Source organism: Luteimicrobium album, assembly GCF_030161555.1.
Classification (GTDB): domain Bacteria; phylum Actinomycetota; class Actinomycetes; order Actinomycetales; family Cellulomonadaceae; genus Luteimicrobium; species Luteimicrobium album.
Genome location: NZ_BSUK01000001.1, coordinates 2849693 through 2875690, shown reverse-complemented (window position 1 = coordinate 2875690; position 25998 = coordinate 2849693). Strand labels below are relative to the sequence as shown.

Below are 25998 nucleotides of genomic sequence, written 5' to 3'. Positions count from 1 at the left end.
CGCGCCGAGCGACACGAGCCCCGCGGCCCGCGCGCGGTCCACCACGCCTGGCAGGACCTCGAGCACGAGGTCGACGTCGGCGTCGGTGCTCGTCGCGCCCAGCGAGAAGCGCAGCGCCCCACGGGCCTCGACCTCGGGGACGCCCATGGCGAGCAGGACGTGCGACGGGCGCGGGACGCCGGCCTGGCACGCCGACCCCGTCGAGACCTCGACGCCCGCCGAGTCCAGAAGGTACAGCAGCGAGTCGCCCTCGCAGCCCGGGAACGTCAGGTGCGCGTTGGCGGGCAGGCGCGCGGCCCGCCCGTCGGGCGGCAGGGACAGGTCCGCGGGGCCGCGCAGGACGGCGTCGGGCACACGCTCGACGACGCCCGCGACGAGCCGGTCGCGCAGCGCGGCGAGGCGCGCAGCCCGCTCGGGCAGCGCACCCACGGCCTCGGTCGCGGCCACGGCGAACGAGCGGATCCCGGCGACGTCGAGCGTGCCCGACCGGACGCCGCGCTCCTGGCCGCCGCCGTGGAGGACGGGCGTCATCGGGAGGTCCTTGCGCGCGACGAGCGCGCCCGTGCCCACCGGGCCGCCGAGCTTGTGCGCGGTGACCGTCATGGCGTCGAGGCCGCTCGCGGCGAAGCTCACCGGGACCTGCCCGAGCGCCTGGACCGCGTCGCTGTGCACCGGGACGCCGTGCTGGTGGGCGAGCTGGACGATCTCGCGGACGGGCTGCACGGTGCCGACCTCGTTGTTCGCCCACATGACCGAGACGAGCGCCGTCTGCGCGGCGTTCGCGGCGAGCTCCTCGCGCAGCGCAGCGAGGTCGACCCGGCCCTCGGCGTCGACCGGGAGCAGAACGATCTCGGCACCCGAGTGCTCGGCCATCCAGAACGCCGGGTCGAGGACCGCGTGGTGCTCGACGGCCGAGACGAGGATGCGGCGGCGCTCCGGGTGCCCGGTGCGACGGCCCCAGAAGATCCCCTTGACCGCGAGGTTGTCGGCCTCCGTGCCGCCACCCGTGAAGAGCACCTCGCTGGGACGCGCACCGACCGCGGCCGCGAGCGCCTCGCGCGACTCCTCGACCGTCCGGCGAGCCGCCCGGCCCGCCGTGTGCAGCGACGAGGGGTTGCCCGTCCGGGCGAGCTCCGCCGTCATCGCCTCGAGCGCCGTCGACGACATGGGGGTCGTCGCGGCGTGGTCGAGGTAGGCGCGGGTCACCGGTCAAGTCTACGGAGGCGACGGTCGTGGACGCGCCGGAGACCGTACGCCGTGGGTGCCCGGTGGCGAGAATGGGGCATGACCACTCTCGGCGCCGTGTTCCCGCCCAGCCTCCCGCCCGAGGCCCTCGTCCCCGCCGCCCGCGTCGCCGACGAAGCCGGCATCGACGAGCTCTGGCTCTGGGAGGACTGCTTCCGCGAGAGCGGCATCGCCACGGCGGCCATCGCGCTGACGGCCACGTCGCGGATCCGCGTCGGGATCGGCGTCATGCCCACGCCCCTGCGCAACGTCGCGCTCACGGCCATGGAGGTCGCCACCCTCGAGCGCGCGTTCCCGGGTCGGTTCCTGCCCGGGATCGGGCACGGCGTCCAGGAGTGGATGGAGCAGGTCGGCAACCGCGCGTCGTCGCCCCTCACGCTGCTGCGCGAGTACGCGACCGCGCTGCGCGCCCTGCTCGCCGGGGAGCGCGTCACCACCCAGGGCCGCTACGTGCAGCTCCGGGACGTCGCGCTCGACTGGCCCCCGCTCACCGCTCCCCCGGTGCTGTCCGCCGCGACGGGCCCCCGCACCGTCCGGCTGACCGGCGAGGTCGCCGACGGCACGATCCTCACCGCCGAGAGCGCGGCCGACGACGTCCGGGCCGCGCGCGCGGTCGTCGACGAGGCGCGCGTCACGTCCGGGCGTGCCGACGGTCACCTGGTCGTCGTGAACCTCGCCACCACCGACGACCCGCAGCGCGACGCCGACGCCGTCCACGCGATGGCCGAGGCCGGCGCCGACACGGTCGTCCTGCAGCCGGGGGCGTACGACGCGCCCGTCGACGGCGCCGCGTTCATGACGTACGTCGGGACGCAGGTGCGGCCGCTGCTCTGAGCGTGTCTCCCGCAGCACCGGAAAGGGCTTGTCCCGGCGACGGGTCCTCGCGTAGCGTGCGGCGATGACCTCGGAGCCGCACGTGGTGCCCCATCCGTCGGGAGGCCGGCGCCTGCGCTGGCCCGACCTTCCGGCGGCCGGCCGCGCCGCCGTCGAGCAGCGGCTGGGCGGACGCGTGGTGGACGAGCGCAGCGCGGAGACGGGCTTCAGCCCGGGGCTCGCGTCGGTGCTCACCACCGCATCCGGGGCGCGGGCGTTCGTCAAGGCCGCTCGCGAGGCCGACGAGCCGGACAGTGCCCGGCTGCACCGTGCCGAGGCGCGGGTGACCGCGACGCTTCCCGCGGCCGTCCCCCGTCCCCGACTGCTCTGGGTCCACGACGACGGCGACTGGGTGGTCGCGGCCTACGAGGTCGTCGACGGACGGACGCCCGCCATCCCGTGGGATCCCGACGAGCTGGACGCCGTCCTCGACGCCGTCGCCCGGGTCGGCGCCACGAGCGCCGTTGGGCTCGACCTGCCCGACGCCGCGACCGACGCCGCCGGGCTCTTCACCGGCTGGGAGCGCCTGCGCGACGACCCCGACCCGGCCCTCGCGGACATCGCGCCCTGGGCGCCGGTCCGCCTCGACGAGCTCGTCGACCTCGCCGGGCAGGGGGCCGCGGCGTGCGCCGGCGACGCGCTCGTGCACGGCGACCTGCGCGCCGACAACCTGCTCGTCTCGGGCGGTCGCGTGGTCGTCGTGGACTGGCCGTGGGCCATGCGCGGGGCGGCGTTCTTCGACCTCGTCGGGTTCCTGCCGAGCGTCGGGATGCAGGGGATCCGGGGCCGCACCGACCCGCTGGCCGGACCGGCCGACGTCGAGCACCGGCGCGCGGTGGGGACGGAGCTCGACGCGCTCTTCCGGTCCGGTCCGTCCGCCGCGGGCATCGACGACGCCCAGGTCTTGGCCGTCGTCGCGGGGATCACCGCGTACTTCCTCGACTCCGGACGGCGCCCGCCGGTCCCGTCGATCCCCCGGCTGCGCGCGTTCCAGCGTGCGCAGGGCTGCCGCCGCGGCGTGGCTGGAGGTGCTGCTCGACGGCGCACGGTGAGCGCGCGCCGTCGAGCAGCCGGGATCAGGCGAGCGCCGGCTCGGGCTCGGCCGCCCGACGCTCGGGGACCGCGAGCCCCAGGTTGTCGCGCAGCGTCGTGCCCGTGTACTCGGTGCGCAGCGACCCGCGCTCCTGCAGCAGCGGGACCACGCGGTCGACGAACTCGTCGAGCCCGGTCGGCACGAGGTGCGAGCCGACGATGAACCCGTCGGAGCCGTCCTGCTGGACGAAGTCGTCGATCCGGTCCGCGACCTGCTGCGGCGTCCCGACGAACTCAGCGCGCGACAACTGGTCGATCACGGTCTCGCGGAGCGTGAAGCCGTGCTCCTCGGCGCGCGCCCGCAGCCGGTTCGCCCAGCCGACGCGGTCGGCGTCGAGCAGGGCTCGGCCCTGGATGAACGGCGGCGCGGCGACGTCGGGCTCGACGTCGGGCAGCGGGCCGTCGGGGTCGTAGGACGACGGGTCCCGGTTCCAGATCTGCTCGAGGAGGATGAGCGCCGTCTTGCCCGTGACCTGCTGGTCCCGGACCCAGCGTGCCTTCTCCTCCGCCTCGGCCTGCGTGTCGCCGAGGACGAACGAGCCGCTCGGCAGGATCTTCACCGAGCCCGGCGCCCGGCCGAGCCGGGCCGCCCGCTCCTGAATGTCGCGGTAGTAGGCCTGCGCCTCGTCGAGCCGGGTGAACGGCGAGAAGATCGCGTCCGAGCTCGCGGCCGCGAAGTCCCGGCCCTGCGGCGAGACGCCCGCCTGGAGCACGACAGGGTGGCCCTGCGGCGAGCGCGGCACCGTGAACCGGCCGCGCACGTCGAACTGGTTCCCGTGGTGCTCGAACTGCCCCGGCAACCGGCCGGCGTCGTCGGGACCGCGGAGGAACCGGCCGCTCGCCTGGTCGGCCACGATCGCGTCGTCGGCCCACGAGTCCCACAGGGCACGGACCAGCGCGACCGCCTCGCCCGCCCGCTCGTAGCGCTGCGAGCGGTCGAGGAAGCCGCCGCGCCGGAAGTTCTGGCCCGTGAACGCGTCGAAGCTCGTGACGACGTTCCAGGCCGCCCGACCGCCCGAGAGGTGGTCGAGGGTCGCGAGCTGACGCGCCAGCTCGTACGGCTCGTTGAACGTCGCGTTGATCGTCGCCGCCAGCCCGAGGTGCTCGGTGACCGCCGCGAGGGACGCGAGCACCGTGAACGTGTCGGGTCGGCCGATGACGTCCTGGTCGAAGACCTGGCCGTCGCGCTCGCGCAGCGCGAGGCCCTCGGCCAGGAAGAAGAAGTCGAAGCGGCCGCGCTCGGCGGTGCGGGCCGTGTGCTCGAACGACGAGAAGTCGATCTGGCTGCCGGCCTCGGGCAGCTGCCACAGGGTGTGGTGGTTCACGCCCCCGAGGTAGGCGCCGAGGATGATCTGCTTGCGGGGCTTGCCGGTCTCGCTCATGGCGTTCCTCCGGTCTGGGTCGGGTGGTCGGTGGGTGCGGTCCGGCGCGTGCGGGTCCGGCGCGTCACGCGGCCGCGTAGCGGCTCGGCACGTCCGTCGGCAGGCCGAGCAGCCCGCGCAGCGTCGCACGGTCGTAGGCGCCGCGGGCGAGCCCCCGCCGCCGGAGCTCGGGCGCCAGGTCGCGCGCGATCGCGGTCAGGTCGCCGGGGAGCGTCGCGGGGCGCAGGCGCACGCCCGCGTAGCCGAGGTCGCGCCACGACTCGACGCGGTCCGCGATCGCGGCCGCCGAGCCCGCGTCGATGCCGGTGTCCGTGGTCCAGACCGTGCCCGCGGTCTCGTCGAGGCGCGCCCGCCGGGCCTGCCCGGTCTCGCCGTCCGCGTCGAGCACGACGACGACGTCCGCCCACACCTGCAGCGGCTCGCCCTCCCGCCCGACCCGGGTCTCGGCGTCGTGGACCTCTCCGAGGATCCGGCGCGCGTCGTCGTCGTCGAACGGCGTGACGAAGATCAGGTCGGCCGAGCGCGCCGCCAGCTCGTACGGCACCCGGCTGTGCGCGAGCGACGTGACGACCGGCTGTCCCTGCGGCGAGCGCGGCGTGATCGACGGGCCACGCACCGAGAAGAAGCGCGACTCGAAGTCGACCCGGTGCACCTTGTTCCGGTCGATGAAGCGCTGGGTCGCGACGTCGCGGATCTCCGCGTCGTCCTCCCACGAGTCCCACAGCCGTCGGACCACCTCGACGACGTCCGCGGCCTCCTCGAACGTGTCGGAGACGTGGGCCGCGACGGCCGGGTCCTCGATGTCGAACGGGGCGACGAACTCGAGGAAGTCACGTCGGCCGAAGAGCTCCGCCTGAGAGGACCCGGCGCTGACCCGGACCTGCCAGCCCGCCCGCCCGCGGCTCGTCCAGTCGAGCGTCGCGAGCGCCTTCGCGACGTGGAACGGCTCCGTGTGCGTCACCGTCACGGTCGGGACGAGGCCGATGCCCTCGGTCACCGGGGCCAGCCGGGCGGCGATCAGCTCCGCGTCGAGGCGTCCGCGGACCTGGTCGAGGCGGTCGTCGGGCGCGAAGTGGTCGGTCGACTGGATCGCGAACGAGTCCTCGAACGTCACGAGGTCGGCGATCGCCTCCTGCGCGACGCGGACCTGGTCGAGCCAGTAGCCCGCGCTCAGCAGATCGCGGGGTCGAGCGTCCGGCTCGCGCCAGGCCGCAGGGTGCCAGCCCGCGCCGTCGAGCGCGATACCGAGGTGGAACGTGGACATGACGGTGGCCGCCTCTCCCGGGCCGAGGCCCGCTCCGTGGTGGCCGGACCGTAGCAACGGGGACCGGTGACCGGCGCTGCTCGACGGCTGCCTCTCGCGACCCGGGACGACGTGACGTCACGTGACGGCGGTGGGAGACGAGACGCCAGGACGACGGGCGTCCGAACGATCGGACGACGGGAGCGTCAGAACGGCGGACCCTCGTCGAGCAGTTCCCGCCGGATCGGGACTGCCGGGACATCCCGCCGCCCTGCCGCAGCCGGGCGCGAGGTCTCGACCTCGCCGTCCCCCAGCGCGGCGCACGCGTGAGCGCGGTCGACCACGTGCGCACCGACGACATGGTCGTGCCCCGACGGGGCGCCCCAGGTCACGCGACCGCTCGCCGGGTCACGCACCGTCGACCAGGCGCCGTGGGTCTTGAGATTGTGATGACGGCGGCACACGGGATGCAGGTTGTCGGCCCGTGTCTGTCCCGGCGGACGCGGCTCGGCGCCGGCGCTCGCGTGGTCGAACGGCTCGACATGACCCAGGTCGCACCGCCACGCGGGTACCCGGCAGCCCGGGAACGTGCAGGTCTCGTCGCGGGCGCGCACGAGGTCCCCGAGCACGACGCCCGGCCGGTAGGTCCGGCGCGAGACGTCCGTCGCGACTCCTGTCGCCGGGTCCGTGAGGATCCGTTGCCACGTCACGTTCGGGCCGGAGGCCAGGCCGCGCGCGAGAGAAGCCGGGATCGGCCCGAATCCCCGCAGCTCACCCGGCTCGTCGTCCAGACCCAGCAGGGTCGAGGCGGCAACCGTGACGTGGACGACCGTCCGCACGGTGGGAGCCGTCCATGCGACGCCGTCGACCACTGCGTCGCCCATCGCGACGTCGTCGAGGGCTACTCCGCCGGTCGCCACACCCTCCGTCGCCGCACCCTCGGTCGCCGCTGGGCTCGCTTCGGGGGCGGCTTCACACGGGTCTGGCCTGCGGTGCTCGACGGGACGCGCACCGGTCAACAGCGCCACGAGGGTGTCCGCCCGGAGTTGGTCCAGGGTCCGCACCTCGCCCGGCGCACGCTGGGCAGGTACCGCGAGCGCGTCGAGATGGGCTCGCACTCCCGCAGCGTCCCCGGCGGGCAGCAGCGCGCTCAGGTACGCCATCGCGTCACCGGCAGGCTCGAACCGCACGCACCGTTCCGCCCTCGCCCGCTCCCGACGACGGTCCGCCCCAGCGGGGTCGTAAGCCGCGACCGCCCTGCGGACGCGCTCACGCACCCGCGGTGCCGTGAGACGGCACGCCGGTCCCGGCTCCGACCGCGTCCCCACCAGGGGCGCGACCAGCCTCCGTCGGTCCTCACGCGGCACGTCCACGGAGCCGTCCACCAGGGTCCGCGCGCGACGCTCGTCGATCCGGCCGTCGCCCAACGCGTCCGCGACCTCGGGCAGGTCGCCCAGACCAGCCGCCATACCGACCAGCAGGTCCGCCGATCGACCTGTCAGGCACAGCCGAGCAGCAGCCGAGGCCGACACCCCGTCGAGGGTGACGCCCGAGCCACCGGCACGCAGCGTCAGCTCCGTGATCGTCCTCGCCTGCAGAGCGAACGCCCACGAGCGCAGTCGTTCTGCCGCGGCGGCGACCTCGAGCAGCGCCTCGTCGGAGAGGTCGGCCGGCTCGAGCCCCTCGAGCGCCAGGGCGAGCGCCGCGCCCGGAACCACATCCTCCAGTCCGTCGAGGTCGCGCCGCTCGACCAGCGGTCCGTCCGGCGCAGGTTCGAAGCCCGCGGCCTCGTCCAGGAACGCCGCGAGCGGGTCAGCGGGGAGTCCCGGAAGCCTCGGCGGATCGGCGACACCCGCGGCGTCGACGGCACAGCCCGACGCCAGCTCCGTCGCTGGCACCGCCTGAGGCATCGGTTCGAACATGTGTTCGATTGTGCCAGAGACCACCGACACTCGCCACCCCTTGCTGCGAAGCTCCGAAGCGCGGTGCGCCAGCCAAAGGACGCCGTCAGAGCGAAGGAGGGGCCCGCCCTACCGATGGCCGCCGACCTGCGTCCCGACAGGAGACTCCGCCGACCGGGCCGGAGCTCGACGGTCCGAGCTCAGACCGGAGCTCGACGGTCCGAGCTCGGCGAACCGGCCGTGGGAGTGCAGCGCGCGACTGCAGGCGCGCGGGGCACAGGGAGCGGACACGGGGTGTGGGCGCGCTACGAAAGCGCTACGGAAGACAGGGAGCCCGGAGCCCGGAGCCCGGAGCCCGGAGCCCGGAGCCCGGAGCCCGGAGCCCGGAGCCCGGAGCCCGGAGCCCGGAGCCCGGAGCCCGGAGCCCGGAGCCCGGAGCCCGGAGCCCGGAGCCCGGAGCCCGGAGCCCGGAGCCCGGAGCCCGGAGCCCGGAGCCCGGAGCCCGGACGATCGTGCCGTGCACGGGCCGGGAGCGGGCGGCGACTCGGCCCACGGTCAGCCGAGCGAGCCGACCCACTCCTTCGAGCCATCGGTGAAACCCTGCTCCTTCCAGATCGGCACGTGCGCCTTGAGCTCGTCGACGAGCTCGGCGACGGCCGCGAACGCCTCGGCCCGGTGCGCGGATGCGACCGCCGCGACGACCGCGACGTCCCCGACGTGCAGGTCGCCGAGCCGGTGCACGACGGCGAGGCGCACGCCGTGCCGCTCCGCGACCCCGGCCGCGACCCGCGCGAGCACGGCCGCGGCCTCGGGGTGGCCCTCGTAGTGCAGGTGCACGACGCCGCGGCCTTCGTCGTGGTCACGGACGTAGCCCGTGAACGTCGCCACCGCGCCCGCGGTGTCGTCTCGCACGAGCGCGCTGAGGGAGCCGAGGAGCGCCGCTGCGTCGTCGTCGGAGAGCTCACGGACCTCGGCGCGCAGCACCGCCCCGGCCGCTGGGGCTCCGTCGGAGGACGACGGCGCGGCCGCGCGATCGACAGCGTCCGCCGGGCGCGGGTGGTCGCCGCCCGCGAGCTGGTCGACCGCGTGCGACAGCACGTCGGCGAGCGCCGCGAGCCCGTCGCGCACGCCGCCCGGCGAGCCGGGGAGGTTCACGACGAGCGTCCCGCCCGCGACGCCGGCGGTCCCCCGGCTGAGCGCTGCCGTGGGGACCCGGTCCTGGCCCGCGGCCCGCACCCGGTCGGCGACGCCGGGCAGCTCGCGGTCGAGCACCGCGCGGGTCTGCTCGGGCGTGACGTCGGTGGGCGAGATCCCCGTGCCGCCCGTCGTCAGGACCACGGCCGCGCCCTCGCCCACCCACGCGCGCAGCGCCGCGCCGACGGCGTCGCCGTCGGGCATGACGTCGACGCGCGGGACGGTGAAGCCGCGCTCGACGAGCCACGCCCGGATGAGCGGGCCCGTGGTGTCGGTCGCGGTGCCGAGCGCGGCACGCGTCGAGGCGACGACGACGCCCGCGATCACGCGCCCGCCCCCGGAGCGTCCCCGTCCCGGACCCAGACCCCCGAGGCGCCGCCCGACTTCGCGACCACCTGGACGTCCGTGAGGACGGCGGCCCGGTCGACGGCCTTGATCATGTCGTAGACGGTCAGCCCGGCGACCGTCACGGCGGTCAGCGCCTCCATCTCGACACCTGTGCGCGAGGTGGTGCGCACGGTCGCGCGCAGCTCGACGCGGTCCCCCGCGGGCACGACGTCCACGTCGACGCCGCTGAGGGGCAGCGGGTGGCACAGCGGGACGAGCTCGTGCGTGCGCTTGGCCGCGAGGATCCCCGCGACCCGCGCGACGGCGACCGCCTCGCCCTTGGGCAGGTCGCCCGACGCGATCCGCTCGACGACGTCCGGCCGGGTCAGCAGCACGCCCGTCGCGGTCGCCTCGCGTGCGGTGACGTCCTTGCCGGACACGTCGACCATGACGGCGGCGCCGTCCTCGCGGTAGTGCGTCAGCCCGTGCTTCCCGCCCGCCGCTGCGTCCGTCATCCGATCTCCTCGTACTCGACCTCGTCCCCCGCGTCGAGGTGCGCGACGCCGAGCGGGACGTGTACGAGAACCGTAGCCTCCGCGTACCGGGCGAGCAGGTGCGAGCCGGGTCCTCCCACGAGGACGACGCGCCCGACGTCGTCGAGCATGCCGCGGCGGACCTGGTGGAGGGCCGGCGGGGAGTCGACGGCGTCCGCGAGGGGTGCACGGCCGCGGCCCCGGCGCACCGGCCTGAGCCCGGTGGCCTGCGCGAGCACGGGCCGCAGGAACAGCTCGAACGACGCGAGCGCGCTCACCGGGTTGCCGGGGAACGCGACGAGGGGCACGCGTCCGCCGTCCGGCCCGACGGCGACCGTCGCCAGCCCCTGCGGGCCGCCCGGCTGCATGGCGACGTGGCCGAACCAGACGTCGGCGAGCCCGTCGTCGGCGAGGGCCCCGAGCCCGAGCCGCACTACCTCGTACGCGCCCGCGGACACCCCGCCCGTGGTCACGACGAGGTCGGGCGCCCAGCCGGCGTGGTCGGGCGCGGCGAGCACGGACCGGAAGGCGGCGACGTCGTCGGCGACGGTGCGGACCCGGACGTCGGCGCCCACGACCCGCAGCGAGGCGGCGAGCGACGCCCCGTTGGCGTCGTGCACCTGGCCGGGGCCGAGCGTCTCGCCCGCACCCCGCACCTCGCTGCCCGTGCTCACGAGCAGGACGCGCGGCGCGTCCGCCACGCGCACCCGGTCGATCCCGGACGCCACGAGCGCGCCGAGCTGGGCGGCTCCCAGCGGAGAGCCCGCGGGCAGGAGGACATCGCCGGACGACACGTCGCTGCCCGCCCGCCGCACGAAGGTCCCGACGTCGACCGGCGCGGTGAACGACACCCGGTCGCCCACCGCCTGCCCGAACCGCGGCGGGAGGACGTCCTCGATCCGCACGACGGCGTCCGCGCCGCCGGGCACGGGCGCACCCGTCATGATCGGGGCCGCGGTCCCGGGCAGGAGGCGGTCCCCCACGTGGCCGGCGGGGATCGGCTCCGCCACAGCGAGCGCGGCGGGGACCGTCGCCGACGCGCCCGCGAGGTCCGCCGCGCGGACCGCGTACCCGTCCATCTGGGCGTTGTCGAAGCCGGGTGTCGCGACGGTCGCGACGGCGGCGGCGGCGAGCGCCCGGGGACGCGGGTCGGCCACGGCGTCCGCGACCGCGAGCTCGACGGCGCGCGCCGGGCCGGCGAGGGCTGCGAGCGCGGGGCGGACGGCCGCGGCGACCCGCCACGCGTGCTCCTCCACGGTGCGTCGCGCGTGCTCCGCACCCTCGGCCTCGCGCTCGCCGGTGTGCGTGGTCGGGTCGACGTGCTCGGTGCGGTCGGGCCCGGGGTGCTCACAGAGCCGAGTATCCCGGCTCGGCCTGTCGCCCCGGGGAGCTGGCGCAGGAACGCGCTCCGCGGGGCGTCCAGCACCTCGGCGGCCGGGCCGTGCTCGACGACGCGCCCCCGGTCGACGACCACGACGTCGTCGGCGAGCGCCAGGGCGTCGGCGACGTCGTGCGTGACGACGAGTGCGGTGACATCCATGAGCGCCCGGCGCAGCACCTCACGCAGGTGCGGGACGGACGGGGCGTCCACGGCGGCGAGCGGCTCGTCGAGCAGCACGACCTGGGGCTCGGCCGCGAACGCGCGGGCGATCGCCACGCGCTGCGCCTGCCCGCCCGACAGCGCGCGGGCGCGCCTCCGCGTGAGCCCCTGCGCGCCGACCGCGTCGAGCCAGCGGGTCGCGACCTCGCGCGCGTCGGCGCGACGCAGCCCGGCCGAGCGCGGCCCGAACGCGACGTTCGCGCGCACGCTCAGGTGCTCGAAGAGCTCGGGCCGCTGGCCCAGCAGGACGACCCCGCGACGCGCGGGCGGCACCAGGGTGCCTGCGTCCGTGTCGGTGAGGACGCGGTCCGGGGCGCCCACGCCGCCCGTGAGGACGACGCGCCCCGACGTCGGCACGTACAGGCCGGCCACGACGCTCAGCAGGGTCGACTTCCCCGCGCCGTTCGGGCCGACCACCGCCAGGGTCCGCCCGGGCGCGACGGCGACCTCGACACGGACGTCGCGCGCGTCGTCGTCGACGGTGACGTGCAGCCCGCTCATGCCGCGACGCTGTCCGTCAACCCGCGGCGGAAGCTGCGCGTCCCGCCGGCGGAGTGGACGAGCGCGACCACGATCACCGCGACGATCACGAGCAGCATGGACAGCGCGACCGCGGCGTCGGGGTCGGTCTCGCGCTGGAGGTAGATCTCGAGCGGGAGCGTCCGCGTGACGCCCTGCAGCGAGCCCGCGAACGTGAGCGTCGCGCCGAACTCGCCGAGCGAGCGCGCGAACGCGAGCAGCGCGCCGCCCGCGAGCGCCGGCGCGACCGACGGGAGGGTGACGAGCCAGAACGTCCGGCTCGGCCCCGCGCCGAGCGACGCCGCGGCGAGCTCCGGGCCGGTGCCGCGCACCTTGAGGGCGCCCTCGAGCGTGAGGACGAGGAACGGCAGCGCGACGAAGACGTGCGAGATGACGACGGCCGTCGTCGTGAAGGCGATCGAGATGCCGGCGTTCTCGAGCGCGTGCCCGAACGGCCCGCGCCGCCCGAACGCGTACAGGAGCGCGAGCCCGCACACGACGGGCGGCAGGACGAGCGGAAGCAGGACGAGCGCCCTCACCACGGACAGGCCGGGGAACCGCGTGCGCGCGAGCACCATCGCGACGGGCACGCCCACGACCACGCAGATCGCCGTGCTCACGACCGACGTGAACAGGCTCAGGCGCAGCGCGTCGAGGGACGCGTCGGACGTGACGAGAGACCAGAACTGACCCCAGTCGCCGCGCGTCGCCATGACGACGACGGGCGCGACCACGAACGCGATCCCGACCACCGCGACGGCGACGAGCCACCACGGCAGGCGGGGCGAGACCACCCGGCCCCCGCGGACCCGGCGACGCCCCGACGCACGGCCGACCGAGGCCGCCGCGGGGGTCGCGGCGGCCTCGGTCAGGACGGACTCACGGGGCACCGAAGCCCGCATCCTGCAGGACCTTCTGCCCGGCCTCGCCGGTGACGGCCGCGACGAACTCGCTCGCGAGGTCGGCGTTCTTGCTGTCCTTGACGGCCACGATCGGGTATGTGTTCACGGCCTTCGCCGACTCGGGGAAGTCGATCTGCTTGAGCGAGCCCGCGTCCTTCGCGAGCGCGCCCTTCGCATCCGTGACGTACACGAGCCCGGCGTCCGCCTCGCCCGACGTGACCTTGGCGAGCACGTCGGTGACCTTCGACTCCTCGCTCACGGGCTTGATCGTGACGCCCGTGGCCGCCTCGACCTCCTTGGCCGCGTTCCCGCAGGGCACCTGCGGGGCGCACACGTCGACCTTCACGCCGCTCTTGCCCAGGTCCTGGAACGACGTGATTCCGGCCGGGTTGTCGGGCGGCGTGACGATCGTCAGCACGTTGGTCGCGAACGGCACCGGGTCGCCTGCGGCGAGGCCCGCGTCGGTGAGCTTCTTCATGTTCGGCTCGTCCGCGGACGCGAAGACGTCGGCCGGCGCGCCCTCCTGGAGCTGCGCCACGAGGTCCGACGACCCCGCGAAGCTCAGCTTCACGGTCACGCCCGCGTGATCGGCCTCGAACTGGTGCGCGATCGTCGTGAACGTGTCGGTGAGCGACGCCGCGGCGAACACGACGAGCGTCTTGTCCCCGCCGCTCGTGCTGCTGCCCGTGCTCGTCCCGCCGTCGTCGGACGAGCACCCGGCGAGCGCGAGCGCCCCGACGATGGTGCACATCGCGCCGACCGCTCCGAGCGCGGACCTCAGTTGCCTCATCGAATCCCCTTCGGTGTGTCGATCATCACGGACGTCGCCTTGACGACCGCGGTGGCCACGTCCCCGACCTTGAGGTCGAGCTCGTGCACGGCTTCCGCGCTGATCAGCGAGACGACGCGGTGCGGTCCGGCCTGGACCTCGACCTGCGCCATCACGTCGTCGACCAACAGCGCGGTGACGAGGCCGACGAACCGGTTGCGCGCCGAGCCCGCGGCGCCGTCGTCGGGGGCGTGCGCGTGCTCGCGGACGAACCGGGCGAGGTCGGCGCCGTCGACGACGCGGTGCCCGGCGCCGTCGGTCCCGGCCTCGAGGAGCCCGCCCGCGATGTGGCGGCGCACCGTGTCGGTGCTCACGCCCAGCAGGCGTGCCGCGTCACCGACTCGCAGCTGCGTCATGCGACCGACCCTAGTGCCGCATCTGCGGCCCTGCCGTTCCGTCCGGGTTGCGGTTGCGTCACGCGGTTCTCGCACCGGCCACGCGACCCCGGTGAGAAGGTGAATCGGCGCGGCGGACGGGGCAGAATCGAGCGATGGCCGTCGTCTCGCTCGGACTCCCCACGCTCGCGCCGCAGGCGCACGCCGGGAGCGGCGCGGACGGCGCGCACGGGCTCCTGCTGCCCGCCGACCGCCCCGCCGACGCGGGGCTCGTGGACCGGTTCGGGCGGACCGCGACCGACCTGCGGGTGTCCCTGACCGACCGTTGCAACCTCCGCTGCACGTACTGCATGCCGGCCGAGGGGCTGCCCACGCTCCCCCGCGACGCCGTCATGACGCGCGAGGAGATCGTGCGGCTCGTCGGGATCGCGACCCGCGACCTCGGGGTGCGCCAGGTCCGCTTCACGGGCGGCGAGCCGCTGCTGCGCGGCGACCTCGTCGACATCGTCCGGGACTGCGCCGCGCTCCCCGACCGCCCCGAGCTCTCGCTCACCACCAACGCCGTCGGGCTCGACCACCGCGCCCACGCCCTGCGCGACGCGGGCCTCGACCGGGTCAACGTCTCGCTCGACACCCTCGACCCCGACACGTTCGCGCGCCTCGCCCGCCGCCCGTTCCTCGAGCGCACGCTCGCCGGGCTCGCCGCGGCCGCCGAGGTGTTCGACGTGGTCAAGGTCAACGCCGTCCTGGTCCACGGGGTGAACGCCGAGCACGCCTCCGAGCTGCTGGCCTGGTGCCTCGAGCGCGGCTTCGAGCTGCGGTTCATCGAGCAGATGCCGCTCGACGCCGACCACCGCTGGTCCCGCGACGGCATGGTCACCGCGGCGCACGTCCGCGGGATCCTCGCCGAGCGCTTCACGCTCGTGCCCGACGACGCCCCGCGCGACGGCGCACCGGCCGAGCGTTTCGCGGTGCTCGCCCCGGGACCCGGTGGCGGGTCGTCGCCTACGGCGACACCACGGTTCGGCACCGTGGGCATCATCGCGTCCGTGACGGAGCCGTTCTGCGCCGACTGCCGCCGCACCCGCCTCACCGCGGAGGGCGCCGTGCGGAGCTGCCTGTTCGCGCACACCGAGACCGACCTCCTCGGCCCGCTGCGCGCCGGCGCGACCGACGGCGAGCTCGCCGACACGTGGCGGACGGCGATGTGGGGCAAGGCCGCCGGGCACGGGATGAGCGCACCGGGCTTCACGCAGCCCGAACGGACCATGAGCGCCATCGGCGGCTAGAGCCGAGAGACGTGGCGAGGCCGAGACAGGGAGCACGAGTGACGACGACCGACGAACGGATCAGCACACCGACCGGTGCGGGCGGCGCGACGACGACCGTGCGCGTCCGGGCGTTCGCGGCCGCGCGCGCCGCGCTCGGGTGGTCGGAACGCGACGTCCCGACCGGTTCGGCCGCGACCGTGGGCGACCTGCTCGCCGATGTGCTCGCCGACGCGCCGGACGCTGCCGACGTGGTCGCACGGTGCTCGGTCCTCGTCGACGGGGTGCGCGCCGACCGCGGTGCGCCCGTGCCGGGCAGCGCCGTCGTCGACCTGCTGCCCCCTTCGCGGGCGGCTGAGCGCCGAAGCTCACCGGCGGTGGCGCTGCGTCAGCGACCGCCGCGGCGAGCACGGACTGATGCACCGTTCCGCTCCAGAACGGGTGCATCCCCGCGTGCTCGGCGAGGTGAGCGGTGGGCGATCCCGTGCTCGGCAGTGCGCGAGCTCGTTCAGGACCGGAGCGTGGACGCGACGAGCACGTCGTAGCGGTCCAGGACCCGGCGCGCCCAGAACGACATGCCGCCCGCGAACCCCGGCCACTCGTCCTCCTCGAGCGCCCGCAGGAGCCGTTGCGAGGTCACGACCTGGTACGCCGCGCACAGGACGTCGGCGCGCAGCAGGGCGGCTTCGCCGTCGGCGACCTCAGGCCACTCGGCGAGGTACGCGGCCCGGAGCGCCGGCCGATCGTCCTCGGTGACGTGGCTGAGCCACACGTCGACGTCGACGAACGGGTGCCCGACGGCCGCGTCGGACCAGTCGAGCAGGCACACGCTGCCGTCGTCGCGGACGCCGGTGTTGCCGGGGTGGCAGTCGCCGTGCAGGAGCGTGAGGGGCAGGCCGTCGTCCTCCGCGTCGCGGCACAGCCCCGCGAACGCGGGGAGGAGCGCACGCAGCCGTGCGCGTTCCGCCGCGTCGAGCCCGCGGGTCGGTGCGAGCTCGCTCGCGAGCTCGAGGTCCTCGAGCGAGGCGGCGAGGTCGTCCGCGAGCGTGGCCGGACCGCGGTCCGGGCAGCCGACGGCGCGCAGCTCGTCGGTCCGGCCGATCCACGCGCGCTGCAGCCGGGCCAGCGCGCGGAGCCCCTCGGCGGCGTCGGCGCCCCCGATCGGGCGGATCCGGGCGTCGTCGAGCAGCACCCAGGCGCGCTCGGTGTCGACGGCGAGGACACCGGGCACGGTGCCCGGGCGGTCGGCCGCGAGGAGGCGCGTGATCGCGGGCTCGGACGCGAAGACTGCGCCCACGGCCTTGCCGAACAGGGGCCCGCGGTCGGTGCGCTGCCGCACGACGAGCGAGATCCCCCACTGCTGCAGCACCTCGGGCTCACCCTCGGGGGTCGCGCCGGTCGCCCGCACCGCGGCGGCGAGCCACGCGAGGAAGGGCCGGATGCCGCCCGGGTTCGCCCAGGCGGGCCGCTGCGGCGGTGGGGGCGCGCCGTGCAGCTCGTCGAGCCAGCGGGCGAACGAGCCACGGAGCGCGTCGGGCAGCGGCGGGAGCAGGGTCGCGACGTCGTCGACGGGGCACCAGGCCCACCGGGCCGGGCCCGGGAGGTGCTCGAGCGAGACGGTCAAGGCGTCGTGCACGAGGAGGTCGGTCCGGGCCGTCGCGCCCCCTTCGCCGAGCGGGACCTCCGCACGGCCCGCGATACGCAGGAACACCAGGTCAGGACCCGCGAGCCGGGCGACGTCGGCCAGGATCTCGTCGAGCTCACGCGCCCGCCCGCCCCGGACGGTCGGCCAGCGGCGCTCCCCCGCCTCGTCGACCCGGATCAGCACGGCGTCGCGGGCCGACGAGGGCACGAGCAGGACGTGGTCGTCGAAGGACGCGGGGCCGCTCACCGGTCCGCCACCGCGGCGGCCTCGTCCGCGGGGACCGCGAGCAGGGACTCGACCCGCGCCACCTCGGCGTCGAGCTCGGCCCGCTGGGATCCGCTCACCCGGTCGAACAGCTCGACCTCGACCCCGCCCTGCGCGGTCGTCGACCAGAGGCCCGCCATCACGCCGTCCACCAGCACCACGCTCCCGACCCCGCCGTTCGACCCCATCCAGCGGCGACGCGCGTCGGGCGGGGTGACCCGGTCGCGGCCCGCGTGGGAGAGCCACACGTTGTCATAGCGTCCCAGCAGGCGGGCCGGCGCGGGTACGTCCGGGTCGGCGAGGGACACACCGGCGAGGTCCCAGACGGTCCGGCCGTCGTCGGTGCGGAGCGGGACCAGCTCGTCGCCCAGCGCGTCGAACACGGCACGGATCCCGGTGATCCCGGACCACGTCGTGACGTCGGCGGGCGTGCCCGGCCCGAACGCCGCGAGGTACCGCCGCACGACGCCCGCGAGCGCCGCGGACCGGGGCGCGCCGTCGGGCAGGGTGTCGGAGCGCAGGTCGAGCAGGCCATCGGGCTCGCCGAGCCACGACTCGAGCGGCACGTAGGCCACGCCACCGGGCCGGCCCCAGAGCCCGCGGGGCGGCGTCTGGACCAGGGGCACGCCCTCGCGCAGACGGTTGACCAGTGCCGACGGCGGCGCGTCGAACCGTTCGGCCAGCGCCGTACCCAGCGCCTTCACCGGGACCGGACCGCCGCCCATCAGGGCGCGGCCTGCCGCCACGAGGTCGTCGAGCGGGACGTGCGCGGCCGGGCGGCTCGCCGCGCTGTTCCGCGAGACCTTGTCGAGGAACGGCTGGACGAGGACCCGCAGGAGCCGCGCGTCGTCGGGCGCGACCGTGTGGATGGTGCCGCGCATCAGCAGGACGCGCAGGACGCGGCGGCCGTCGAGGGCGCGGGACAGGTCGCGCGGGTCGAACGCGTCGACGCGCGCCGCCAGCGACAGGTACGGCGGCAGCGGCTCCTGCGCCTGGAGCCCGAGCAGATGCGTCGTGAGCGCGACGGGGTCCGCGCGCGGGTCGTCCCGGGGCAGCCGTTCGAGCAGGTGCTGGCGGGCGAGCAGCGTCCGGTTGAGGACCCGGGGTGTGACGTCGTCGGCCATGCCCCGACCCTACGGACGGCGTGTGACAGCGCTCAGCCCTGCGCCCGGTGCTCTCGGATCCGCTCGGCCGCCTGGGGCAGCACCTCGTGCAGGTCGCCGACGACCGCGAGGTCGCTGATCTCGAAGAGCGGGCAGTCGGGGTCGTTGTTGACCGCGACGATGACCTGGGACGCCTGCATGCCGCCGCGGTGGTGCGGCGCGCCGGAGATCCCGGCGCCGATGTAGACCCGCGGCGCGACGGTCACGCCCGTCTGGCCGATCTGGGCGTCGTGGCCGATCCACCCTCGTCGACGCAGTCGCGCGTCGCGCCCACGGCCGCGCCCAGCGCGTCGGCGAGGTCCTCGACGGGCGTGAAGTCGCCGAACGTCCCCCGGCCGCCCGCGACGACGAATGCGGCCTCGGCGAGCGCGGGCCGGGCGGGGCCGTCGCCGTGCTCGGCGGCGTGCACCTCGCGCGACGTCGGGACGCCGGCCTTCGCGAGCGCCGACGGGACGACGGCGAAGCCCTCGACCGTGGTCTCGACGGCCGCCTCGGCGGGCTCCGGGACGACGGCGTTGGCGCGCACGGTGAGGACCGCGAGGTCCGTCACGATCTCGCACGACGTGTCCCAGGACCCGGCGAGGACGCGCTTGGACCCGACGACGTGGCCGTCGTCGGACACCCCGACCGCGGCGGCGTCGATCACGAGCCCGGCGCCCGTGAGGAACGCGAGGCGGGCCGCGGACTCCTTGTTGGGGAACGTCGAGGCGAGCAGGACGACGGCCGCGCCGGACGCGTCGGCGGCGCGTGCGAGCGCCTCGGCGACGAGCGCGGTCGAGTGGGCGGCGTCGGGCCCGAGGTCGTCGTTCACCTCGGCCTGGCGGACGAGCTCGACGCCGTACGCGCCGAGCTGGGCGAGCGTCGTCAGGCTGGGCGACGCGAGGGCGACGGCCTCGACACGGCCCAGCGAGCGGGCCAGCGTGAGGAGCTCGAGCGCGGAGCTGCTCAGCTCGGTCGCGGGCGTGTCGAGGTGGACGAGGACGGTGCGGCGGGAGCTGGTCATGTCCGGGCCTCTCAGACGAGCTCGTGGCGGATGAGGAACTCGGCGAGCGCGATGCCGCCCTCGCCCTTGTCGGTGACGACCTCGGTCTCCGGGCGCGGCGGGCGCGGCTCGGCACTCGTCGTGCGGGCGCGGGCACCCTCTCCCCGACGCCGGGCAACGGCAGCCCGGCGTCCTCGGACAGACGCTCGAGCGGCTCCTCGAGGTCGGCGAGCGACCACGTGTCCACGGGCTTGCTGCGCGCCGCCATGATGAGCTTGAAGTTGGGGAACCGCGGGTCGTTCGCGTGGTCGGTGACCGACACGACCGCGGGCCGCGGGACCGTGACGGTCTCGGTGACGCCGTCGAGCTCGCGGGTCGCGGCGACGGTGCCCTCGTCCAGCTCGAACGCGGTGACCAGTCCGACCGACGGCCAGCCCAGCCACGACGCCGCGAGGGTGGGCACGACCGAGCCGAGGCCGTCGAGCGCGGCCATGCCCGTGAGCACCAGGTCGACGGGGCGCTCGTCGTGCAGGCGCCGGATCGCCGCCGCCAGCGCCACCGCGGTCCCGTGGTAGTCGGAGCCGGCCAGCGCGTCGTCGACGACGTGGACGGCACGGTCCGCGCCGAGCTGGTACGCCTTGCGCAGCGCCGCCTCGGCATCGGCGGGGCCGACCGTCACGACGACGACCTCGCTGGCCTCGCGCGCGTCCTCCGGGAGCGCCTCGACGAGGCGGAGCGCCGCCTCGACGGCGTTCTCGTCGAGCTCGTTGAGGGTGCCGTCGTCGCTGGTCCGCACGAGGCGACAGTCCTCGAACGCGCGGGCGGACTGGATGTCCGGGACGTACTTGACGGCGACGACGACGCGCAGCGCGGCAGCCATGCGACAGCTCCTACTCCGAAGAGGCGGGTTAGGGGCGGTCGCACGGCAACTCCCGTCCGACCTCTCCCCGACCCTACCGGCGCGACTGGGCACGATGCCGGGCCGTCCGGCAAGGCGCGCACCGCGCCCCGCACGTGGCCCACACTGGGCTCGTGGCGCTCACTGACAACCGCGATCGTGTCTCCCCGGATGCGGACCTCGGCGGACCCGGCCGGGTGCACCGCCTGGGAAAGTCCCGTCTCGGTGAGCTCGAGCTCGTCTACGAGCACCTCCGCGCGCCCGTGGCCCCCACGGCCGCACCACCCGTGTACGTCCTCGTGCACGGGATCGGCATGGGGCGGCGGACCCTGCTGCCCCTGGCGGAAGACCTCGCGACCGACGGCGACGCCTGGGTCGTCGACCTGCCAGGCTTCGGCGACGCTCCCGAGCCCGCCCGCGCCCCCACCATGGCCGACCTGGGCGCGCTCGTAGCAGCCTTCGTCCGCGACGTCGTCCGGCCCCGCACAGCACCCGGAAGGCCCCTCGTCCTCATCGGCCACTCCATGGGGACGCAGGTCGCCACCGAGACCGCGGCCCAGGCCCCCGAGCTCGTCGACGGGCTCGTCCTGATAGCACCCACGATCAACCCGGCGGAGCGGCACGCGACGGTCCAGGCACTGCGTCTCGTCCAGGACCTCGCTGTGGAGAGCGTCGGCGTCCTGGTCACCGGCCTGACGGAGTACCTCAGGTCGGACCCCCGCTGGTTCTTCACCGTCCTCGCCAAGATGCTCACGCACCGCGCCGAGGAACGGCTCCCCGCCGTGCAAGCCCCGACCCTCGTTCTGCGAGGCTCTCTCGACCACGTCTCGCCCAGGGACTGGGCCCAACAGGTCGCCCGGCTCGTCCCCGACGCCCGCGCCGCCGACGTCCCCGGTCAGAGCCACGGGACGCTGCTGCGTGACCCGCACCCGATCGCCGCGCTCGTACGCAGGTTCGCCCTGCGCCGGTTTGGTGCGGAACCATCCGCCTCGCCAGACTGAGACGCGTGCCCCAGTCACCACATCACGTCGCGACGCCACCCCTGGGCGTCCACGTGACCCCCGACGGCGTCAGCGTCGCGGTCCTCGCAGCCCACGCCACCGCCGTCGACCTGTGCCTGCTGGACCCGGCGCCCGACGGCAGCCTCACCGAGCGGCGGGTCCCGCTCGACGGCCCGAGCTTCGGCGTGTGGCACGCGCACGTGCCCGGGGTCCGCCCCGGGCAGCGGTACGGCTTCCGCACCCACGGCGTCTGGGACCCCGCCGCCGGGTTGCGACACAACCCCGCCAAGCTGCTCGTCGACCCCTACGCGCGTGGCCTCGTCGGGCGGGTCGACCTCGACGGAGCCGTGTCGGGCGGGGCCCCAGACGAGCCGTTCGGCCACGCCGACCCCCTCGACTCGGCGCCCCACGTCCCGCACTCCGTGGTGGTCGACGTCGACGGGCTCCGTGCCCGCACACCCGACCCGCGCGCCAACCGCCCGTACGTGCCCTGGCGCGACACCGTCGTCTACGAGGCCCACGTGCGCGGGCTCACGATGCTCCACCCGCACGTGCCCGAGGACCTGCGCGGGACCTACGCGGCCCTCGCCCACCCGGCCGTCGTCGGGCACCTGACCTCGCTCGGCGTCACCGCGATCGAGCTGCTCCCCGTCCACGCGAAGTCCGACGAGCCGCACCTCGTCACCAAGGGCCTCACGAACTACTGGGGCTACAACACGCTCGGCTTCTTCGCGCCCGAGCCCTCGTACGCGACCCGCGCCGCCCAGGACGCCGGGCCGGGCGCCGTCCTCGACGAGGTCCGGTCCGCCGTGCACGCGCTGCACGAGGCCGGCATCGAGGTGCTGCTCGACGTCGTCTACAACCACACGTGCGAGGGCGGCGTCGACGGCCCGCACCTGTCCTGGCGCGGGCTCGACAGCACCGGCTACTACCGCCACGACGGCAACGTCCCCGCCCAGCTCGTCGACACCACCGGCACCGGCAACACGCTCGACTTCCGCCGACCGCGCGTCGTCCAATTCGCGCTGGACTCCCTGCGGTACTGGGCGGACGTCGTCGGGGTGGACGGGTTCCGGTTCGACCTCGCGGTCACGCTCGGGCGCGGCTCGGACGGCTTCGACGCCGACCACCCGTTCCTCGTCGGCCTCCAGGCCGACCCGGCGCTCGCGAACCTCAAGCTCGTCGCCGAGCCGTGGGACGTCGGGCCGGGCGGCTGGCGGACCGGCCAGTTCCCGGCGCCCCTGGCCGAGTGGAACGACCGGTTCCGGGACGCCGCGCGCCAGTTCTGGCTCGCCGACGTCGCGCGGCTGCAGCGCGGCGGACCCGACCCCGGGCACGACGGCGTCCGCGACCTCGCGACCCGGCTGGCGGGCAGCGCGGACCTGTTCGGGCACGGCGACCCACCGCTCGCCCGGGGACCGGTCGCGTCGGTGAACTTCGTGACCGCGCACGACGGCTTCACGCTGCGCGACCTCGTCACCTACGACCACAAGCACAACGAGGCGAACGGCGAGGAGGGCCGCGACGGGTCGGGCGACAACCGGTCCTGGAACCACGGGATCGAAGGCCCCGGGAACGCCGGCGACACGGCGACGGCCCGCGTCGCGGCGCTGCGGGCGCGCAGCGTGCGCAACCTGCTCGCGACGCTCCTGCTGTCCGCGGGGACGCCCATGCTGACGGCCGGCGACGAGCTCGGCCGCACCCAGGGCGGCAACAACAACGCCTACTGCCAGGACGACGCGACGTCGTGGGTCGACTGGGACCTGGCGCCGTGGCAGCGCGAGCTGCTCGACTCGACGCGCGCGCTCCTCGCCCTGCGGCGCGAGCACCCCGCGCTCACGGTCGACGCGTTCTACCGCGGCACCCCGCTGCCCGGGGACGCGCCGTCGCAGCCGGACCTCGCCTGGTACGACGCTGCGGGCGAGCCGTTCACGCACGACGACTGGCACGACCCGGAGGCCCGCACCCTGCAGATGATGCGGCGCACCCCGGTCGCGGGGTCGTCGCACGTGCTCGTCGTCCTCAACGGGGCGCTGTCCCCGATGGAGGTCGCGCTCGCGGGACGCGGCAACACCGACCGCCGCTGGCGCCGCGTGTGGGGCTCGACGTCGGGCACGCGCGCCATGGTCGAGCACCCGGACCGCGAGCCGGGCGAACGGGTGCTGCTCGACGCCCTGGCGGTCGTCGTCTACCTGGCCGCGCCCCGCGGCTGAGGGCCGGGAAGACGCCGACTCGCGGTGACGCAGAGACGACGAGCCGAGCGGGCCCTGGAAGGCGGCGGAGGCGAGCCGAACGGCGAGCGGGTTGGGTGCGGGGAAGTGGTGAAGGGCGTCAAGGAGTGCGCACGGCCCCCAGGGCCGAAGCACGACAGCCCGAACCAGCTCGCCGCGCCCGCCCGCGGCCCCGACCACGCGACGCCGACGAACCCGAGGATCACTCCTCCCGGATCCCGAGGGTCCTGAGCCACGCGACGATCGCCTCGGCCATGTCGATGCGGTCGGGCTCGAGGAGCCACTGCACCTGGATGCCGTCGACGAGCGCGATCGCCTGCCGTGCCACGAGCTCGACGTCGAACGGCGGCACCTCGGGGTGCCGGGCGAGGTAGGCCCGGAAGCCCTCGGCCGCCGAGGCGCGGACCTGGTGGTAGCGCTCGATGAAGTAGTCGTGCGCGGGGTGGTCGGGCGAGGTGGCCTCGCTCGCCATCTTGACGTAGAGGGAGACGAGCTCGGGTTGCGCGACCTCGCGCCCGAGCAGGCGCCGGACGAACCCGACGACGTCGCCGGCCGAGGCGCGCTCGGTCGCCTGGAGCTCGGCCTCGCGTTCGTCGCGGCGTCGGAGCACCTGGATGAGGAGCTCGTCCTTGCCGCCGTCGAAGTGCTGCAGGACGGCGACGTGCGACAGCCCGACGTGTGCGGCGATGTCGCGGACGGACACGGCGTGGAACCCGCTGCTCGCGAAGAGCTCGAGCGCGCCGTCGACGATGCGCTGCTTGGTGCGGGCCCCCTTGGTGTACCGCGGACGGCGGGCCTCGGTGGGGCGCTCGTCGGCCGCGGGCGGGGCGCTCGAGGTGCTGGTCACGCGAACTCCTTCGGTCGGCCCGAGCCTACTGCGTGGGCGGTCGGCGGCGTCGTCGTCGGCCCGGGTCTGGACCCCGAATCTACCACCTGGTAATTTTTGCGCTACGCTCGGCGCCGAGCCCCGACGCACGGGCCCTCACCAGACACGACGGAGTGCAGAGATGAAGACAACCCGGATCCTCGCCGCCCTCGCCGCGGCCGGGGTGGCGGCGAGCCTCGCCGCTTGCTCGGGCGCCGGCGGCGGCACCGCCGGCCAGGCCGCGCAGCACAGCGACACGCTGGCCGTCGGCACCATGACGGTCGCGCAGAGCCTCGACCCCACGCAGGCCAGCGGCAGCGCGCTGCCCTACTACCAGGCCGTCTACGACACGCTGATCCTGCGCAAGGCGGACGGGACGTTCGCGCCCATGCTCGCCACGGCGTGGACGTACGACGCCACGAGCACGAAGCTCAGCCTCACGCTCCGCTCGGGCGTGACGTTCTCCGACGGGACCGCGTTCGACGCCACCGCCGTGAAGAAGAACCTCGAGGCGTTCGCGAAGGGCGGCGGCGGCTCGGCCACCCAGCTCGCCTCGCTCAAGACCGTGAAGGTCACCGACCCCACGCACGTCGTCGTCGAGCTCAAGCAGCCCGACCCGGCGCTCCTGTTCTCGCTGTCCGACGCCGCGGGCCTCATGGCGAGCCCCGCGAAGATCGGCAGCAAGGACCTCGCCACCAACCCCGACGGCACCGGCCCCTACACGCTCGACACGGGCAAGACGGCCATCGGCTCCAAGTACGTCTACGCGCGCAAGGCCGACTACTGGGGCGACAAGGCCCCGTACACGACGCTCAGCATCAGCTCGTTCGACAACGAGAACGCGATCGTCAACGGCCTCAAGACCGGCCAGCTCAACACGGCCGTCCTGCAGACCGTCGACCAGCAGATCGCCGCCGAGGCCGACACCAAGCTCACCCAGCAGAAGTTCGAGTTCGACTTCCAGGGCATCCTGCTGTTCGACCGGGTCGGGGCCGTGAACAAGGCCCTCGCCGACCCGCGCGTGCGCCAGGCGATCAACGACGGGATCGACCGCGACGCGCTCCTCCAGGGCCTGCGCCAGGGCCGCGGCACCGCCACGAGCCAGATCTGGGGCACCGACACCCCCGGCTACGACAAGGCGCTCGACGACGCCTACCCGTACGACCCCGACAAGGCGAAGCAGCTCCTCGCCGACGCCGGCTACGCAGACGGCTTCACGCTCACGCTGCCCGCCATGGCCGGCATCACCACCGACGCGATGACGAGCGCGCTCACCACCCAGCTCGCGAAGGTCGGCATCACGCTGAAGTGGGACCAGCTCGACGGTGCGACCGCGCTGCAGAAGATCTTCCGCGACCGCGCGTACGCCGGCATGGTGATGAACCTCGGCCAGTCGAGCAACGCGTGGAACCTCGTCCAGACGGCGATCCTCCCGGGCACGTTCAACCCCTTCGGCTACACCGACGACACCGTGAAGTCGCTGAGCGCCAAGCTGCTCACCGACGACGAGTCGGCCACGGCCACCGACGCCGGGGCGCTGAACAAGCACGTCGTCGAGGACGCCTGGTTCGCGCCGTTCTACCGGATGACCTACACGCTCGTCACCGACCCGACCGTCACGGCGACGACGCAGTCCGGCATGGCCGTCCCGTCGATCTACGACTACCAGCCCGCGAGCTGAGCCCCCACCCGACCACGGACGCACC

General features: G+C 75.1%; 18 protein-coding genes and 5 pseudogenes. 7 read left to right on the top strand and 16 right to left on the bottom strand.

Annotated features, from left to right (window positions below; genetic code table 11):
* Positions 1 to 3: 3 nt before the first annotated feature.
* Positions 4 to 1206: pseudogene (locus tag QQK45_RS14680) on the bottom strand (cysteine desulfurase family protein); the annotation flags it as partial.
* Positions 1207 to 1284: 78 nt separating this feature from the next.
* Here QQK45_RS14680 and QQK45_RS14675 point away from each other — a divergent pair.
* The gene (locus tag QQK45_RS14675) at positions 1285 to 2079 is read left to right on the top strand and encodes an LLM class flavin-dependent oxidoreductase (RefSeq protein WP_348525245.1); all 795 of its coding nucleotides are present in this window, start codon (positions 1285 to 1287) and stop codon (positions 2077 to 2079) included.
* A gap of 64 nt (positions 2080 to 2143) precedes the next feature.
* A pseudogene (locus tag QQK45_RS14670) lies at positions 2144 to 2863 on the top strand (phosphotransferase); the annotation flags it as partial.
* Positions 2864 to 3194: 331 nt separating this feature from the next.
* Here the strand turns inward: QQK45_RS14670 and QQK45_RS14665 are convergent.
* The 10 genes and pseudogenes from QQK45_RS14665 to QQK45_RS14620 all read right to left on the bottom strand — a co-directional run bounded on the left by QQK45_RS14665 (position 3195) and on the right by QQK45_RS14620 (position 13996).
* Positions 3195 to 4592, bottom strand: a complete 1398-nt coding sequence (locus tag QQK45_RS14665) for an NtaA/DmoA family FMN-dependent monooxygenase (protein ID WP_284293941.1) — start codon at positions 4590 to 4592, stop codon at positions 3195 to 3197.
* 64 nt (positions 4593 to 4656) lie between these two features.
* Positions 4657 to 5856 (bottom strand): LLM class flavin-dependent oxidoreductase, encoded by a 1200-nt coding sequence (locus QQK45_RS14660; RefSeq protein ID WP_284293940.1) that lies wholly within the window; start codon positions 5854 to 5856, stop codon positions 4657 to 4659.
* 185 nt (positions 5857 to 6041) lie between these two features.
* Complete coding sequence (locus tag QQK45_RS14655) at positions 6042 to 7757, bottom strand: DUF222 domain-containing protein (protein WP_284293938.1); 1716 nt, start codon at positions 7755 to 7757, stop codon at positions 6042 to 6044.
* Positions 7758 to 8291: 534 nt separating this feature from the next.
* Complete coding sequence (locus QQK45_RS14650) at positions 8292 to 9257, bottom strand: molybdenum cofactor biosynthesis protein MoaE (RefSeq protein WP_284293937.1); 966 nt, start codon at positions 9255 to 9257, stop codon at positions 8292 to 8294.
* Positions 9254 to 9772 (bottom strand): cyclic pyranopterin monophosphate synthase MoaC, encoded by a 519-nt coding sequence (gene moaC, locus QQK45_RS14645; protein WP_284293936.1) that lies wholly within the window; start codon positions 9770 to 9772, stop codon positions 9254 to 9256. Before moaC ends, QQK45_RS14650 begins: the two co-directional genes overlap by 4 nt.
* Positions 9769 to 11046, bottom strand: coding sequence for a molybdopterin molybdotransferase MoeA (locus tag QQK45_RS14640; protein WP_284293934.1), 1278 nt, complete (start codon positions 11044 to 11046; stop codon positions 9769 to 9771). The genes moaC and QQK45_RS14640 overlap by 4 nt, the downstream gene beginning before the upstream one ends.
* A 398-nt stretch (positions 11047 to 11444) precedes the next feature.
* A pseudogene (locus tag QQK45_RS14635) lies at positions 11445 to 11891 on the bottom strand (ATP-binding cassette domain-containing protein); the annotation flags it as partial.
* On the bottom strand, positions 11888 to 12799 hold the full coding sequence (locus tag QQK45_RS14630; RefSeq protein WP_284293933.1) for an ABC transporter permease: 912 nt from the start codon (positions 12797 to 12799) through the stop codon (positions 11888 to 11890). The gene QQK45_RS14630 and the pseudogene QQK45_RS14635, both read right to left, overlap by 4 nt.
* Positions 12789 to 13601: a molybdate ABC transporter substrate-binding protein gene (gene modA / locus QQK45_RS14625; protein ID WP_284293931.1), complete on the bottom strand. Its 813-nt coding sequence runs from the start codon at positions 13599 to 13601 to the stop codon at positions 12789 to 12791. The genes QQK45_RS14630 and modA overlap by 11 nt, the downstream gene beginning before the upstream one ends.
* Positions 13598 to 13996 (bottom strand): TOBE domain-containing protein, encoded by a 399-nt coding sequence (locus tag QQK45_RS14620; protein WP_284293930.1) that lies wholly within the window; start codon positions 13994 to 13996, stop codon positions 13598 to 13600. The genes modA and QQK45_RS14620 overlap by 4 nt, the downstream gene beginning before the upstream one ends.
* A gap of 134 nt (positions 13997 to 14130) precedes the next feature.
* On the opposite strand from QQK45_RS14620, the gene moaA reads away from it, so the two are divergent.
* A complete protein-coding gene (gene moaA, locus QQK45_RS14615; RefSeq protein ID WP_284293929.1) occupies positions 14131 to 15264 on the top strand; it encodes a GTP 3',8-cyclase MoaA in 1134 nt (377 codons plus the stop codon).
* A 38-nt stretch (positions 15265 to 15302) separates the two neighbouring features.
* Positions 15303 to 15788, top strand: coding sequence for a MoaD/ThiS family protein (locus QQK45_RS14610; RefSeq protein WP_284293928.1), 486 nt, complete (start codon positions 15303 to 15305; stop codon positions 15786 to 15788).
* On the opposite strand, the gene QQK45_RS14605 is transcribed toward QQK45_RS14610, so the two are convergent.
* The 4 genes and pseudogenes from QQK45_RS14605 to QQK45_RS14590 all read right to left on the bottom strand — a co-directional run.
* On the bottom strand, positions 15752 to 17134 hold the full coding sequence (locus QQK45_RS14605; RefSeq protein ID WP_284293927.1) for an aminoglycoside phosphotransferase family protein: 1383 nt from the start codon (positions 17132 to 17134) through the stop codon (positions 15752 to 15754). The two genes, QQK45_RS14610 and QQK45_RS14605, sit on opposite strands and share 37 nt — an antisense overlap.
* Positions 17131 to 18276, bottom strand: a complete 1146-nt coding sequence (locus QQK45_RS14600; RefSeq protein ID WP_284293926.1) for a winged helix DNA-binding domain-containing protein — start codon at positions 18274 to 18276, stop codon at positions 17131 to 17133. The genes QQK45_RS14605 and QQK45_RS14600 overlap by 4 nt, the downstream gene beginning before the upstream one ends.
* Positions 18277 to 18308: 32 nt before the next feature.
* A pseudogene (locus QQK45_RS14595) lies at positions 18309 to 19318 on the bottom strand (electron transfer flavoprotein subunit alpha/FixB family protein).
* 262 nt (positions 19319 to 19580) lie between these two features.
* Positions 19581 to 20177: pseudogene (locus QQK45_RS14590) on the bottom strand (electron transfer flavoprotein subunit beta/FixA family protein); the annotation flags it as partial.
* A 152-nt stretch (positions 20178 to 20329) separates the two neighbouring features.
* Here QQK45_RS14590 and QQK45_RS14585 point away from each other — a divergent pair.
* Positions 20330 to 21196: an alpha/beta fold hydrolase gene (locus QQK45_RS14585; RefSeq protein WP_284293925.1), complete on the top strand. Its 867-nt coding sequence runs from the start codon at positions 20330 to 20332 to the stop codon at positions 21194 to 21196.
* Entirely contained in the window at positions 21193 to 23409 is a 2217-nt protein-coding gene (gene glgX / locus QQK45_RS14580; protein WP_431310345.1) for a glycogen debranching protein GlgX, read from the top strand. The genes QQK45_RS14585 and glgX overlap by 4 nt, the downstream gene beginning before the upstream one ends.
* A gap of 220 nt (positions 23410 to 23629) precedes the next feature.
* On the opposite strand, the gene QQK45_RS14575 is transcribed toward glgX, so the two are convergent.
* Positions 23630 to 24274 carry a TetR/AcrR family transcriptional regulator gene (locus QQK45_RS14575; protein ID WP_284293922.1) on the bottom strand — a complete coding sequence of 215 codons (645 nt, stop codon included), beginning with the start codon at positions 24272 to 24274 and terminating at the stop codon, positions 23630 to 23632.
* A 160-nt stretch (positions 24275 to 24434) separates the two neighbouring features.
* On the opposite strand from QQK45_RS14575, the gene QQK45_RS14570 reads away from it, so the two are divergent.
* Positions 24435 to 25973: an ABC transporter substrate-binding protein gene (locus QQK45_RS14570; RefSeq protein WP_284293921.1), complete on the top strand. Its 1539-nt coding sequence runs from the start codon at positions 24435 to 24437 to the stop codon at positions 25971 to 25973.
* The last annotated feature ends 25 nt before the right edge of the window (positions 25974 to 25998 follow it).